Below are 15,128 nucleotides of genomic sequence, written 5' to 3'. Positions count from 1 at the left end.
AACGGGGCCGCCCTGTCGGCCGTAACCGACTTCGTCTGCCAGCCAGCATAGTTACTACTTCCGGCACGCGCCACCTCCATCGACGTCTAACGTTCTGTCACGTGCCGGATACGATCGCGTACGTCGACGGATTCAACCTCTACCACGGGTTGAAGTCCAAGTACGGCCGTGCCTACCTGTGGCTTGACATCGTCGAACTGGTCCAGCGGATGCGGCGCGACGACACGGTGCGAGCCGTGAAGTACTTCACTGCCATCGTCAAAGGGGAGCCGGACGCAGCCCGTCGCCAGGAGACCTACCTGGCCGCACTGGCGGCGTACCGACCCCAGGTGCAGGTCATCCGAGGCCACTTCAAGGTGAAGAACATGCGGATCAGCTGCCGGGCCTGCGGCGAACAGTGGCAGTGCCAGTGCCAACCGCCTCAGCAGCGTTACCGCACCTACGAGGAGAAGCTGACCGACGTCGCACTGGCCACCGAGATGGTCCGGGACGCCGCACTGGGGAACGGCGACTTGTCGTTGCTGATCTCAACGGACACCGACTTCCTACCCGCCATCCAGGCCTCGCTGGAGTTGGCACCCACTCGCCCGATACTGGTCGCCTGCCCTCCAGGCAGAGGCAGCCCCAGCCGGTTCGACGGCATGGTGACCTCCTTCCCGATCAGGCAGGAGCATCTGAAGGCCTCGCTACTGCCCGACTCCGTCCCGGACAAGGGGCTGGTTCGCCGACGTCCCGACAAGTGGGCGTGACCGTCCTCACCGGACACACGACCACCTGAGTTCGGCGTCAGGGCAGGTGCCGGCGGATCTCTTCGGCGAGGTCATCGAGATGCCGCACAGTACGCGCCGCCGTATCCATGTACCAGCGCAGCTCAGGCGGCAGTTCCCCCGAGTGCACGGCGGCGACCGCCTGATTGAGGTTCACGCCGATACGCCTGGCCTGCCCGGCCGCATGCATCACCGCCTTCAGTGCCTCCCTCAGCAGGCCATATTGCGGCTGGACACTCCCGCGCGCGGCCGTAAGGACCGTCTGTGCCGCATACGCGCCCAGCGCGAGTCGCTCTTCCGCCGCAGCCGAAGCCACAAGCGCGTGCTCTTCGTCCGACAGGGAGAACCTCACCGATCGTTCTCGCCGTGGAGTCCGATGTGCTCGCCGGTTCACCCTCGGTGCGCTCGTCGGCCTCGCTTCACCATGTCCGGCTACTGCTGCCACCCCCCGGATCGCGCTCGATCCTCGTCCACCACCTGGACCGCGCCCGGTCCAGGTCGCCTTATGTGCACGATTTCCATTTCTTGCCCTGCGCCAGCAGAGGCCCTTGCCCTGCGCCAGCAGAGGCCCTTGGAACGGCGTCCAGCCGTGGCCCCTACACCGCCGGCTCTGAGAGTCCGGGACGAGCCTCCGAGCCTCGGCTTGAAGCCGCCTGGTCAGAAGGCCTCGCACGCATCACGACGGGGGGACAGGCCAACACACGGGGGACACGAACTGTCGGCTGGTGGGTCCTGATGGTACGAGGTCCCAGTGCCATCGGAGTGCCAAAAGATCTTGAGGCCGGGTCCGCTGGACGCGGAACCGGCCTCTGACCTGCGCTTTTGTTGTGGGCCTAGGTGGACTTGAACCACCGGCCTCATCCTTATCAGGGATGCGCTCTAACCGACTGAGCTATAGGCCCGGAGTGTGCCGCCGCCCCTGGCGGCGCAACGAGAGGTTACCCCATCTGGGCGGACAACCGGAAATCGATTGCCGGGCGGCGGCGGGACGGGGCTACTCGGCCTCCTTCAGGGTGACCTCGACGCCGCCCACCAGGTCGGCGGCGAGGTTGTAGATGACGGAGCCGACCGTGGACAGGGCGGTGATGAGCATGACGTTCAGGGCGCCCACGAGGACGGTGTAGCCGAAGATGCGGAAGAAGGAGAACCAGCTGCCGGCGTCGACGCTGCCGGTGGTCTCGCCCTGCTCCTTGGTGAGGCTGTTGATCGTGTCGCTGATGGCGTCGAACACGCCGAGGCCGGACAGGATCGCGTACAGGACGATCACGGCGACGAGCAGGACGACGAAGCAGACCAGCGACATCACGAAGCTGAACTTCATCACCGACCACGGCTCGAGCCTCGACAGCTGGAGCTGGGCCTTGCGGGCCGGCTTGCCGTTCGCCGGCTTGGACGAGTTCGCCGGGGCCATGGCCGTGGACGGCCGGTCCTTCAGGACGGTACCGGCGAAGCCGCGCCGGGAGCCCCCCGAGGAGGACGACGAGGCGGCGGAGTTCCCCGCGGCCGACGAGTTGCCGGACGACATGGTGAACGGCTTGCCCGCGCTCTCCGTACGTCCTGCCGAGACCGAACCGGACGGCTCGGCGGGCTTGGCCCACCCCGCCGAGCCGGAGGAGGAGGACGACGACGGGGAGGAGGAGGCGGCGGACTTCGCCGACGCATCCGACGAGTCCGCGAAAGTGTCCCGGACCGGGGCGATCTCGGAGCCGCCGGAGTCCTTCGCCGACTTGTCCTCGATCTTCGCCAGGTCGATCCGGGTCGTGTCGGCGCTCGACGAACCCGACGTGTCGGAAGAGCCCGGCTTACCGGCGGCGTCCGAGGTGTCGAGGTCGACGGTCGTCTCGTCCCGCGCCCCGGACTTGGCGGACGCGGCGGCGACGGTCTTCGACGGCTTCGTCCCGGACTTGGACGACGACGCCGACGATCCCGATCCCGGCTCCTTGCCGGCGCCGGCGGTGCCGGACGCGCCGGACGGCCCGCCCTTGTTCTTGCCGGGCTCGGTGCTCACGTGTCCTCCTGGCCTAGCGGCTCGGTGACGATGCAGGATACGTCACTCACCGTCGCCCCCTTCGCCGTCGTCCGAGTCCTCGGCGGACTCGGAGTCCTCAATGGACTCTACGTTCCTCGCGATCGCCACGATGCTGTCGCCGTCCGCGAGGTTCATCAGGCGGACGCCCATGGTCTGCCTGCCGGACTGCTTGATCTCCGCGGCGGTGGTGCGGATCACGCCGCCGTTCGACGTCATCGCGAACACCTCGTCGTCGGGGCCGACCATCAGCGCCCCTACCAACATCCCGCGCGATTCAACGATCTTAGCGGTGAGGACGCCCTTACCCCCACGACCTTGGAGCGGGTATTGGTCCACTGGAGTGCGCTTGGCGTAGCCGCCACGGGTGGCCACCAGGACGTCGTCCGAGCCGTTGTGGACGACGAGCATGTTGAGGACCTCCTGGTCCTCGTCGAACCGCATGCCGATGACGCCGGACGTGGCGCGCCCCATCGGCCGCAGCGACTCGTCGTCGGCGCGGAACTTGATCGCCTGGGCGCCGGAGGAGATCATCAGCAGCCGGTCGTCGGCGGAGACGAGCCGTGCGGCGATCACCTCGTCGCCCTCGACCAGGTTGATGGCGATGATGCCGCCGGTGCGCGGCGAGTCGAAGTCGCGCAGCGCCGTCTTCTTGACGCGGCCCTTCTTCGTCCCCAGGACGAGGTAGGGCGCGACGTCGTAGTCGCGGAGCGTCATGACCTGCGCGATGCGCTCGTCCGGCTGGAAGGCCAGCAGGTTCGCGACGTGCTGGCCGCGCGAGTCGCGCCCGGAGTCGGGCAGCTCGTAGGCCTTGGCCCGGTAGACGCGGCCCTTGTTGGTGAAGAACAGGATCCAGTTGTGCGTCGAGGTGACGAAGAACTGGTCGACGATGTCGTCCTGCTTGAGTTGCGCACCGCGGACGCCCTTGCCGCCGCGCCGCTGCGCCCGGTACAGGTCGGTCTTGGTGCGCTTGGCGTAGCCGCCGCGGGTGATCGTGACGACGACGCCCTCTTCGGCGATGAGGTCCTCGTAGGACACGTCGCCGTCGAACGGGACGATCTCGGTGCGCCGTTCGTCGCCGAACTTCTCCACGATGGGGGCGAGCTCGTCGCCGACGATCTGCCGCTGCCGCTCGGGCGAGGCCAGGATGTCGTTGTAGTCGGCGATCTCCGCCATGAGCTTGTCGTACTCGTCGGTGATCTGCTGGCGTTCCAGGGCGGCGAGCTTGCGCAGCTGCATGTCGAGGATGGCCTGCGCCTGGATCTCGTCGATCTCCAGCAGCCCCATCAGGCCCTGCTGCGCCTCCTGCGCGGACGGCGAGCGCCGGATCAGCGCGATGACCTCGTCGATCCGGTCGAGCGCCTTCAGCAGCGCGCGCAGGATGTGGGCGCGCTCCTCGGCCTTGCGGAGCAGGAACCGGGTGCGGCGGATGATGACGTCGATCTGGTGCGCGACCCAGTGCCGGACGAACTGGTCGATGCGCAGGGTGCGCGGCACCCCGTCCACCAGCGCGAGCATGTTCGCGCCGAACGTCTCCTGCAGCTGGGTGTGCTTGTACAGGTTGTTCAGGACGACCTTGGCGACGGCGTCCCGCTTCAGCACGATGACGAGCCGCTGCCCCGTCCGGCCGGACGTCTCGTCGCGGACGTCGGCGATGCCGTCGAGCTTGCCGTCCTTGACGCCGTCCGCGATCTTGAGGGCGAGGTTGTCCGGGTTGACCTGGTACGGGAGTTCGGTGACGACGAGGCACGTGCGGCCCTGGATCTCCTCGACCTCGACGACGGCCCGCATCGTGATGGAGCCGCGCCCGGTGCGGTACGCCTCCTCGATGCCCTTGCGGCCGACGATCAGGCCGGCGGTCGGGAAGTCGGGGCCCTTGACCCGCTCGATCAGCGCCTCGAGCAGCTCGTCGTCGGACGCGCCGTAGTTCTCCAGGTACCAGCGGACGCCGTCGGCGACCTCGCGCAGGTTGTGCGGCGGGATGTTCGTCGCCATCCCCACCGCGATGCCGGCAGACCCGTTGACCAGCAGGTTCGGGTACCGGGACGGCAGGACGTCCGGCTCCTGCGAGCGGCCGTCGTAGTTGGGGGAGAAGTCGACGGTCTCCTTGTCGATGTCGCGCAGCAGCTCCATCGCCAGGGGCGCCATGCGGCACTCGGTGTACCGCATCGCCGCGGCCGGGTCGTTGCCGCGCGAACCGAAGTTGCCGTTGCCGTCGACCAGCGGGTACCGCATCGACCAGGGCTGGGCCAACCGGACGAGCGCGTCGTAGATGGCGGAGTCGCCGTGCGGGTGGTAGTTCCCCATGACGTCGCCGACGACGCGGGCGCACTTGAAGTAGCCGCGGTCGGGCCGGTAGCCGCCGTCGTACATCGCGTAGAGGACGCGGCGGTGGACGGGCTTGAGGCCGTCGCGTACCTCGGGCAGCGCGCGCGCGACGATGACCGACATCGCGTAGTCGAGATAGCTCTTCTGCATCTCGACCTGGATGTCGACCGGTTCGATCCGTTCGCCGGGGTGGCCGCCCTCTGTGGTCACGTCCGTCACTCTCAAAACCTCTTCTGCTCGGTGGGAAGCTCAGTGGGTGAGAAGTACGCCTGCCTGCGGGAGTTCACGGGAGCCTGGGAGCCGGGTGGCGGTGGGCCGGGGCCCGGACGGCGGGTCGGCCGACGGACCGGTGGGCCGGGTGGCCGTCATGGTCAGGTCGCTGGGAGCTCGGCGCGCGGCGGGCATCTCAGATGTCGAGGAAGCGCACATCCTTGGCGTTGCGCTGGATGAACTCCCTGCGGGGCTCGACCTCCTCGCCCATGAGCACGCTGAACAGCTCGTCCGCCTGGGCGGCGTCGTCCAGCTGGACCTGCAGGAGGACCCGGTTGTCGGGGTCCATGGTGGTGTCCCACAGCTCATTGGCGTTCATCTCGCCGAGGCCCTTGAAGCGCTGCACCTGGTCGCGGGGACGCGGGTCGCGCCTGCCGGCGGCGATCCCCGCCTCGATGATCGCGTCGCGCTCGGCGTCGGAGAAGGCGTAGTCGGCCTCGTTGCCGCGCGCGTCCCACTTGATCTTGTAGAGCGGCGGCTGCGACAGGTACACGTGGCCGGCCTCGATCAGCGGCTTCATGAACCGGAACAGCAGCGTCATCAGCAGCGTGTTGATGTGGTGGCCGTCGACGTCGGCGTCCGACATCAGGATGATCTTGTGGTACCGGAGCTTGCTGATGTCGAACTCGTCGTGCACGCCGGTGCCCAGCGCCGTGATGATCGCCTGCACCTCGTTGTTCTTCAGGATCTTGTCGATCCTGGCCTTCTCCACGTTCAGGATCTTGCCGCGGATCGGCAGGATCGCCTGGAAGTGCGGGTTGCGGCCGCCCTTCGCGGAGCCGCCCGCCGAGTCGCCCTCGACGATGTACAGCTCGGACTTCGCCGGGTCGGTGGACTGGCAGTCCGACAGCTTGCCGGGCAGCGACGTCGACTCCAGCAGGCTCTTGCGGCGGGTCAGGTCGCGCGCCTGCCGCGCCGCGACCCGCGCGCGCGCCGCCTGCGACGCCTTGTTGATGATCTCCTTGGCCTCGCCCGGGTTCTCCTCGAACCAGTCGCGCAGGTGCTCGTTGCACGCGCGCTGCACGAACGACTTGGCCTCGGTGTTGCCGAGCTTGGTCTTGGTCTGGCCCTCGAACTGCGGGTCGGCCAGCTTGATGGAGATGATCGCGGTGAGGCCCTCGCGGACGTCCTCACCGGTCAGGTTGTCGTCCTTGTCGCGCAGCAGGCCCTTGTCGCGGGCGTACCGGTTGACGATCGTGGTGAGCGCCGCCCGGAAGCCCTCCTCGTGGGTGCCGCCCTCCGCCGTGTTGATGGTGTTGGCGAACGTGTGGACGGACTCGGCGTAGGACGAGTTCCACTGCATGGCGATCTCGACCGACATGCCCTCGGTGTGGTCGTCGAAGTACACCACCGACTCGTGGACGGCGTCCTTGCGCGCGTTGATGTAGCGGACGAAGTCCTCGATGCCGCCCTCGTAGTGGTACCGGACGACGTGCGGCTCGCCATTGGAGTGGTCGGGCCGCTCGTCCCGCAGCGTGATGGCGAGGCCGCGGTTGAGGAACGCCATCTCCTGCATGCGGCGGGAGAGGGTCTCGAAGTTCCACTCGGTGGTCTCGAAGATGTCGGGGTCCGGCCAGAACCTGATGAGGGTGCCGGTGTCGGGGGTCTCCTCGCCCTTCTGGAGCTCGGCCTCGGGCCCGCGCCAGGTGTACGACTGGCGCCACACGTGGCCGTTCCGGCGGACCTCGGCCTCCAGCCGGGTGGACAGCGCGTTCACCACGGACGACCCGACACCGTGCAGACCGCCCGACACGGCGTAGGACTTGCCGTCGAACTTGCCGCCCGCGTGCAGCGTGGTGAACACCAGCTCGATGGCCGGACGTTTCTCCACCGGGTGCTCGCCCACGGGGATGCCGCGGCCGTTGTCGTCCACGCTCACGCCGCCGTCGGCCAGCAGCGTCACCACGATGCTGTCGGCATGGCCGGCGAGGGCCTCGTCGACCCCGTTGTCCACGATCTCGTAGACGAGGTGGTGCAGGCCGCGCTCACCGGTCGAGCCGATGTACATGCCCGGGCGCTTGCGAACCGCCTCAAGCCCTTCAAGGACAGTGATCGAACTAGCGTCGTACGCCAAAGGAGATCCTCCTGCCGGGGATGTCTGCCGCTCCGCGCCCGAGGGAGGCGCGGTGTGCCCCGTAACACACATGGGGGCACCCGGTCGTGCTCTGTACGCGTTGGTGAGAGCCCCGGGCACCCCATGGCGGCGCAGCATCCTGAACCCGCGTACATTCTACCGGGTGACGCGGCGAAAAGTGGCACTCACGAGCGCTGTGTGCGCGTGTGGCGGCCGATCTGACCCGGAGCCACATCCCCCCATAGGTCCCAGGGCGTTCTCTGGCCTACGTGGCGCTGGCCGCTGAACTGGGCACCCCACCCCCCGAACACATGTTCCCCACCGGCCACCCCGCCGAAGTGGCCGCCGCCGGCGTGGTCGGGTGGCTCATCGGACTCGCCAGGCGCCGGTGCGGCGGGGGCCGGACGAGGGGCCGACGACCTTCACGCGGCGGACCGTGCCGTGGCCGAGCTCCTCGTTCAGCCGCCGGACGAGGGTGGACGACAGCAGGCGCAGCTGCGTCGCCCATGTCGTCGAGTCGGCGGCGACGGTCAGCACGCCGTCCTCGAAGTGGTCCGGACGGGTGTGCTCGGCCAGGTCGGGGCCGACGATGCCCGCCCAGTTGCCGAAGACGCCGCCGACGGCCGCCCGCTGCTCCCAGCCGCGGGACGCCATCAGGTCGCGGATCGCCGCGCCGAACAGCTTGGGGTCACCGCCGCGCCCGGGGTCCCTGACCCGGACGACATGTCCGCCGCCCCTGCGCTTGCCGTGCTGGCCGGGAAGCGTGCCGCGCTTCAGCGCGTCGGCCTTCGCCTGGGCGAGCGCCTCGCGCGCCAGCTCGATGCCCGACTTGGCCGGGACGGCCCCGCCCGGAGCGCCGTCCGGAGCGTCGTCGGCGGCCCCGCCCGGGTCTCCGCTCCCAAGGGAGTTGTCCACATCCTGTGGATGATCACTCACACGCTCACCCCTTCCCGTCCATATCCCGGAAAGGCGCCCGGCGGCGACCTTCCGCGTTCAGTCCCGGACGACCTTGCCGTCGGAGACGGTATACGAGCCTCCTGTCAATTCGGCCGGGACGTCCGCGGGAACGGCCGCCGTGATGAGGACCTGCTCCGCCGGCGCCACCATGTCGGCCAGGCGGTCGCGGCGGCCCGTGTCCAGCTCGGCGAACACGTCGTCCAGGATGAGGACCGGGTCGTCGCCGTCCGCGCGCAGCAGTTCGTAGGCGCCGAGCCGCAGGCCCAGCGCGAACGACCACGACTCCCCGTGGCTGGCGTAGCCGCGCGCCGGGAGCTCCCCCAGGCGCAAGACGAGCTCGTCCCGATGCGGGCCGACAAGGCTCACGCCTCGCTCGAGCTCCTGCTTGCGTGATTCGCCCACGGCCGCCATGAGCTGCTCGCCGAGTTGTCCACGGTCTGTGGACAACTCCACGTCCCCGAGCGAACTCCTGTAGATGAGGTCGGCCGCGCCACCGTGCGGGGCGAGGGCGGCGTACGCACGCGCCACGAGCGGACGCAGGACATCGACCAGTTGCAGCCGCGCCGCCAGCAACTCCGACCCGGTACGCGCCAGGTGCGAATCCCAGACGTCCAGGGTCGCGAGGACTTCGGGGCCGGGGGAGCGCCGGTGCGCGGCCGCCGATTTCAACAGGGCGTTGCGCTGCTTGAGGACGCGGTCATAGTCGGAGCGCACGCCGGCGAAGCGGGGAGCCCGCGCGGTGAGCAACTCGTCCATGAAGCGGCGCCGCTCCCCCGGGTCGCCCTTCACCAGCGCGAGGTCCTCCGGGGCGAACAGCACCGTCCGCAGCATCCCCAGAATCTCGCGCGGCCTGGGGACGGGGGACCGGTTGAGCCGCGCCCGGTTCGCCTTGCCCGGGTTGATCTCGAGCTCGATCAGCGCCTTGCGGTCGTCCTTCACCACTCCGGCCCGGACGATCGCACGCGGCGCCCCGTGCCGGACGAGCGGCGCGTCGGTCGCGGCCCTGTGGCTCCCGTGCGAGGCGACGTAGCCGATGGCCTCGACCAGGTTGGTCTTGCCCTGCCCGTTCGGGCCCACGAACGCCGTGACCCCCGGCTCGAGCGCGACCTCGGCGGTCGGATACGAGCGGAAGTCCTGCAGCGAAAGGTGGGCGACGTGCACGAGACACGAGCGTAGAGCCTTCGACACCCTGCCCATGCCCCATGCACCCCCGCCCGCGAGTACCCGCACAGGCCCCGCCGGGCGGCGGGGCTCCGTGACATCACCCGCCATCCTCCGGGCACGACGGGGGCGCCGTCCCGGAAACCACATCCTGTGGATAACTTCGCGGGCGGACGGGTCAGACCGTCGGCGGGATCACACCGGCGGCGGGGTCACACCTCCGGCGGGGCGACGTCGGCGCCGGGGGAGTCGGCGCCCTTCGCGGTCTCCACGCCGTGGCCGCCGAACTGGTTGCGGAGGGCCGCGACGACGCGCATCGCGGGGGAGTCGTCCTGGCGGGACGCGAACCGGGCGAACAGCGAGGCGCTGATGGCGGGCAGCGGCACGGCGTGCTCGACCGCGGCCTGCACCGTCCAGCGCCCCTCGCCCGAGTCGTTGGCGTAGCCGCGCAGGTCGTCCAGCTCGGGATCGTCGGCGAGCGCGCGGTTCAGCAGGTCCAGCAGCCAGGAGCGGATGACCGTGCCCTCCTGCCAGCTGAGGAACGTCTCCGGCACCCGGGTGACGATCGGGCTCGCCTCGATCAGCTCGTAGCCCTCACCGAACGCCTGCATCATCGCGTACTCGATGCCGTTGTGGACCATCTTCACGTAGTGGCCCGCACCGATCTCACCGGAGTGGACGAAGCCGTACTCCCCCTCGGGCTTCAGAGTCTCGAAGACGGGCATCAGCCGCTTCACGTTGTCCTCGTCGCCACCGACCATGAGCGCGTAGCCGTTCTCCAGGCCCCACACGCCGCCGCTCACCCCGCAGTCGACGAACCCGATGCCCTTGGCGGCGAGTGCCTCACCGTGCTTCTGGTCGTCCACATAGTGTGAATTACCGCCGTCGACAACGATGTCACCGGCCTGGAGGACTTCCCCCAGGCTGTGGATGACCTCCTCAGTGGGCTTACCGGCGGGCACCATCACCCACACCGCGCGCGGCGGAGACAGCCGTTCGACCAGTTCCTGCAGCGAACCGACGTCGCTCACCTGCGGGTCGCGGTCATAGCCGACGACCGTGTGGCCGCCGCGGCGCAGCCGCTCGGCCATGTTGCCGCCCATCTTGCCCAGGCCGATGATCCCAAGCTCCATGAAGCTCACTCCCCTGTGCGTAACTGCCTGTGCCTTACCGCGCCTAGCTCGCGCGCACGCGTGCGCTCTCGCCCGCGCGCGACCGCCTGGACGGCTCACCCGCGGGGGTCGTCGTCCCCGGCGTGCCCCGGGGCATGCCCGAGGGCACGGTCCTTATCCGGACAGCCGTACCGGCATGATCAGGTAACGGTAGTTCGGGTTCTCCCCGTCCTGCGGCGGCTTCCCGGTGAGGACGGCCGGCTTCGTCGGCGTCGTGAACGACAGCCGCGCCACGTCCGAGCCGATCGCTGAGAGGCCGTCGAGGAGGAAGCCGGGGTTGAAGGCGATGTCGATGTCCTCGCCCTCCAGGGACGCCTCAAGGGCCTCCACGGCCTGGGCCTCGTCCCCGGTGCCCGCCTCCAGGACGACCTCGCCCTGGCTGAACGAGAGCCGCACGGGCGTGTTCCGCTCCGCGACCAGCGAGACGCGCTTGACGGCCTCGATGAACGGCGCCGTCTGGATCTCGGCGAGGCCCGCGTACTCGCTCGGCAGCAGCGACCGGTACTTGACGAAGTCGCCGTCCAGCAGCCGGGACGTGGTGCGGCGGCCGCCGCCCTCGAACCCGATCATGCCCTCGCCGGTGCCGCCCGTCCCGCCGAGCGCGATCGACACCTCGGCGCCCGCGGTCAGCGACTTGGCGGTGTCGGCGAGCGTCCGCGCCGGGACGAGCGCGACGGCGGAGAAGTCGGGACGCTCCGGCTTCCAGTGCAGTTCGCGGACGGCCAGCCGGTACCGGTCGGTGGACGCCAGCGTGACCGTCTCGCCCTCGATCTCGACCCGGACGCCGGTCAGCATCGGGATCGTGTCGTCCTTGCCCGCGGCGATCGCGACCTGGGAGACGGCGGCGGCGAACTCGTCGCTGCCGACCGAGCCGGCGGCGGGCGGCATCTCCGGCAGCGTCGGGTAGTCCTCCACAGGCATGGTGAGGAGTGTGAACTTCGCGCTGCCGCAGCGCAGCATCACCTTCGCGCCGTCCGTCGTGACTTCCACAGGGTGGGGAGGAAGGCTGCGCGAGATCTCGGCGAGGAGGCGCCCGGACACCAGGGCCGTCCCCGCCTCCTCAACATCGATCTCCGTGGACACCTGGGCGGAGACCTCGTAGTCGAACGCCGACAGCTTCAGGCGGTCGTCGTTGCCCTCTCCGCCCGCGACGAGGTGCATGCCCGCGAGGACGGGCACCGGGGGACGGACGGGCAGCGTGCGCGCGGTCCAGGCGACCGCGTCGGCCAGGGCATCTCTGTCGATGCGGAACTTCAACGGGACCAGCCTCCTGCAGGTGTCGGACAAGGGTGCGGTGATCTCGGCCGGGCCGGGGCGCTCGCGGCACGTTGTCCCCAGGCCCTGACTTGAGATGGATCTTTTCTTGGATAGAGAAGTAGTGCAGTACCAGTAATAGGGGCGGTGGATAGTGTGGACAGAGCTTGTTTTCGCAGGTCATCCCCCGTTTCTCTGTCCACTGGGGCTGTGCATGGCCGGTGGACGGCGCGAGGCCGCCTGGGGACGGCGAATCTGTCCCCACAGGTCATCCTCATGTCGTCCACCGGTTTTCCACGAGTTCTCCACGGGTATGTCACCGGATTCGGCGCCCTGTGTACAGCGCGCGGGTGCTCGCGGGATCGGTGCACAGGCCCGTCCCCAGGCCGTCCCCAAGGTGTCCCCAGGTCGTCCACCGGTTTTCCCCAGGGCTTCGGCGCGGGTTCGCGGCCTGTCCACATCCGTCCACTCTTCATCCTCAGCTTTTCCCGTGGTCGTCCACCGGGTTATCCACGGAAATCCCCAGGGTTTTCCACAACCTGTGAGTAGCCGCCGCGGTTCTCTGGGGAAGCGCGCATTTTGTCGGTTCTTTGCCTTCGGCAGGCTGTGGACGGACCGGCGGCGCCTCGTCCACAGGGTCGACACGGGTCTGTCCACAGTGTGTACGACGGGCTGGGTCAGCGCTTGCGGGCCTGGTGCTTGATGCGTCCCGTCAGCTCCGTGACCTGGTTGTATATGGCACGGCGCTCGGCCATCAGCGACCGGATCTTGCGTTCGGCGTGCATGACCGTGGTGTGGTCGCGGCCGCCGAACTGCTGCCCGATCTTGGGAAGGGACAGATCGGTCAGCTCCCGGCACAGGTACATCGCGATCTGCCGGGCGGTGACGAGCATCCGGGAGCGGGACGGCCCGCACAGGTCCTCGATCGTCGTCCCGAAGTACTCGACCGTCTGCGCCATGATCATCGCGGCGGTGATCTCGGGGCCGGAGTCGTTCGGGATCAGGTCCTTGAGGACGATCTCGGCGAGCTTCATGTCCACCGACTGCCGGTTCAGGCTTGCGAACGCCGTCACCCGGATCAGCGCGCCCTCCAGCTCGCGGATGTTCGTCGCGATCTGGGAGGCGATGAACTCCAGCACGTCCGGCGGCGCGGCGAGGCCCTCCTGGCGGGCCTTCTTCTGCAGGATCGCTATGCGCGTCTCCAGCTCGGGCGGCTGGACGTCGGTCGTCAGTCCCCACTCGAACCGGTTGCGGAGCCGGTCCTCCAGCGTGACCAGCTCCTTCGGCGGACGGTCGCTGGAGATCACGATCTGCTTGCTCGCGTTGTGGAGGGTGTTGAAGGTGTGGAAGAACTCCTCCTGCGTCTGCTCCTTGCCCTCAAGGAACTGGATGTCGTCGACGAGGAGGATGTCCACATCCCGGTACCGGCGGCGGAACCCGTCGGCCTTTCCGTCGCGGATCGAGTTGATGAAGTCGTTGGTGAACTCCTCAGAGCTCACATAGCGCACACGAGCCCCATTGAAGAGACTCTGCGCGTAATGCCCGATCGCGTGGAGAAGGTGCGTCTTGCCCAGCCCGGAGTCGCCGTAGACGAACAGCGGGTTGTACGCCTTGGCCGGCTGCTCGGCGACCGCGACCGCCGCGGCGTGCGCGAACCGGTTGGAGGAGCCGATGACGAACGTCTCGAACGTGTACTTGGGGTTCAGGCGGGCGTGCTCGGACGCTCCCGCCCCCGCCCCTGCTCCCTGCGGTGGAGCGGGCGCGGCGCCGGCGCCTTCCTCGTCCCTGAAGGGGGCCTCACCGCGGTAGGGCTCCTCGCCGCGGTACTGCTGTTCGCCTCCGGAGAACTCACCGCCCTGGAAGTCGTCGTTGTGCCCGAGGGGCGGCTCGTTCCCGCCGCTGTGCTGGGGTTCGCGGCCCTGCTGCTCTGTTCGGCCCCGCAGCGGGCCCAGCGTGCGGTCGTTGAGATGGGAGTGCGGCGGGCGTCCGGAGGACTCGCCACCGAAGCCTTCCTGACCTCCACCGAAACCCTCTTGGCCTCCGCCGAAGCTTTCTTGCCCGCCATAGCCGGGGTAGCCGCGACCCTCGTACGGGTTCCGTCCCCCTGGGCCCGCCCCATAGGACGGTGGACGCGGGGCAGGGGGATACGTGCCGCGGTCGTCATCCGCAGCCTGTGGATAACCTCCGGGCGGGCCGGGGCTGTGGGTAACTCCCGACTGCGACCGGTACCCCTGATCGCCGTAGGGCTGATCGGTGTACGGCTGCTCCGGGTATGGACGGTCGGACCGCTCCCCGTAGGACGAGTCACCGTTGTTATAGGGGCGATCCCGGTCACGGTCGCCTTGCGGCCGTTCACCGTAGGACTCCCCATAAGAAGAGGGAGGCTCCTGCATACCGGGCCCTGCACCAGAGCCGGGAACAGGTGCCGAAAGAGGCTCACCCGACCGGGAGCCGGGGCCCGGCCCAGGGCCGGTGGCCGAACCCGCCGGCGGCTCCGGCTGGACGGTCACCGCGACACGGATCTCCCTGCCCAACTCGTGGGAAAGGGCCTGCGTGATGAGGTTCCGGAGGCGCGTCTCCAGGGCGTCCTTGGCGAACTCGTTCGGCGCGGCCAGCAGGGCCGTCCCCTCGACGAGGGCCAGCGGACGGACCATCGGGAGCCAGGCGCGATAGCTTGGAGAAAGATCGCTCTCGGCCAGTGCGATGAGAGTGCGGGCCCAGACCGATCCGAGATCCTGACCGTCCATGCGCAAGGTCCCCCTCCCACCGACTCCGCCGTACGGAGTACCTGACTTCCCGGCTCTCCCACGGGACACGAATCGCCTCTCAGGGCACGACCGTGACGCGGAAGCCTTACTCTCTCACGAGTTGTCCACAGAGTTGTCCACATGCTGTGCATAGGCATGCGGCACCTGTGTAAAACCCGTGAGGCGGGTCTCTGGAAACGGGGTCGGGAAGACTCCGGCCTTCGTGCGGCCGGTACGGGGGCGGTTCTCGGAACGGGGGCTCAAGGGGCGGAAGGCCGACATCAGATCGTCGATTCGGTCGAAGGAGCGTCGGCTCGCCCGGACGACCTTAACCGCTGCCGCCCCCACCTGCAACACGAAGCCCTCCCCATC

General features: G+C 68.9%; 11 protein-coding genes and 1 tRNA gene. 1 reads left to right on the top strand and 11 read right to left on the bottom strand.

What is annotated here, in order from left to right:
- Positions 1 to 101 precede the first annotated feature (101 nt).
- Complete coding sequence (locus E1284_RS20085; RefSeq protein WP_165965345.1) at positions 102 to 749, top strand: NYN domain-containing protein; 648 nt, start codon at positions 102 to 104, stop codon at positions 747 to 749.
- Positions 750 to 786: 37 nt separating this feature from the next.
- Here the strand turns inward: E1284_RS20085 and E1284_RS20080 are convergent, their stop codons facing one another.
- The 11 genes from E1284_RS20080 to E1284_RS42540 form a co-directional block, all read right to left on the bottom strand.
- Positions 787 to 1,119 carry a hypothetical protein gene (locus E1284_RS20080; RefSeq protein WP_131941114.1) on the bottom strand — a complete coding sequence of 111 codons (333 nt, stop codon included), beginning with the start codon at positions 1,117 to 1,119 and terminating at the stop codon, positions 787 to 789.
- Between the two features lie 476 nt (positions 1,120 to 1,595).
- Positions 1,596 to 1,669 (bottom strand) — tRNA-Ile (locus E1284_RS20075).
- A gap of 92 nt (positions 1,670 to 1,761) precedes the next feature.
- Positions 1,762 to 2,775, bottom strand: a complete 1,014-nt coding sequence (locus tag E1284_RS43145) for a DUF3566 domain-containing protein (RefSeq protein WP_243714609.1) — start codon at positions 2,773 to 2,775, stop codon at positions 1,762 to 1,764.
- 42 nt (positions 2,776 to 2,817) lie between these two features.
- Complete coding sequence (gyrA, locus tag E1284_RS20065) at positions 2,818 to 5,340, bottom strand: DNA gyrase subunit A (protein WP_131941113.1); 2,523 nt, start codon at positions 5,338 to 5,340, stop codon at positions 2,818 to 2,820.
- A 187-nt stretch (positions 5,341 to 5,527) separates the two neighbouring features.
- Entirely contained in the window at positions 5,528 to 7,465 is a 1,938-nt protein-coding gene (gene gyrB, locus E1284_RS20060) for a DNA topoisomerase (ATP-hydrolyzing) subunit B (RefSeq protein WP_131941111.1), read from the bottom strand.
- 366 nt (positions 7,466 to 7,831) lie between these two features.
- Positions 7,832 to 8,380, bottom strand: coding sequence for a DciA family protein (locus tag E1284_RS20055; RefSeq protein ID WP_243714608.1), 549 nt, complete (start codon positions 8,378 to 8,380; stop codon positions 7,832 to 7,834).
- Between the two features lie 78 nt (positions 8,381 to 8,458).
- On the bottom strand, positions 8,459 to 9,583 hold the full coding sequence (gene recF / locus E1284_RS20050; protein ID WP_131941109.1) for a DNA replication/repair protein RecF: 1,125 nt from the start codon (positions 9,581 to 9,583) through the stop codon (positions 8,459 to 8,461).
- Between the two features lie 212 nt (positions 9,584 to 9,795).
- Positions 9,796 to 10,815, bottom strand: a complete 1,020-nt coding sequence (gene gnd, locus E1284_RS20045) for a phosphogluconate dehydrogenase (NAD(+)-dependent, decarboxylating) (RefSeq protein WP_131941107.1) — start codon at positions 10,813 to 10,815, stop codon at positions 9,796 to 9,798.
- Between the two features lie 54 nt (positions 10,816 to 10,869).
- Positions 10,870 to 12,012 carry a DNA polymerase III subunit beta gene (gene dnaN / locus E1284_RS20040; protein WP_131941105.1) on the bottom strand — a complete coding sequence of 381 codons (1,143 nt, stop codon included), beginning with the start codon at positions 12,010 to 12,012 and terminating at the stop codon, positions 10,870 to 10,872.
- 674 nt (positions 12,013 to 12,686) lie between these two features.
- Entirely contained in the window at positions 12,687 to 14,756 is a 2,070-nt protein-coding gene (dnaA, locus tag E1284_RS20035; protein ID WP_131941103.1) for a chromosomal replication initiator protein DnaA, read from the bottom strand.
- 114 nt (positions 14,757 to 14,870) lie between these two features.
- Positions 14,871 to 15,128: hypothetical protein (locus E1284_RS42540; protein WP_207923853.1), on the bottom strand; the 258-nt coding region annotated here is incomplete at its 5' end.

Origin of the sequence: Actinomadura bangladeshensis (assembly GCF_004348335.1) — a bacterium.
Classification (GTDB): Bacteria; Actinomycetota; Actinomycetes; order Streptosporangiales; family Streptosporangiaceae; genus Spirillospora; species Spirillospora bangladeshensis.
The sequence above is the reverse complement of the archived record's forward strand: the minus strand, read 5'-3'. Positions and strand labels throughout refer to the sequence as shown.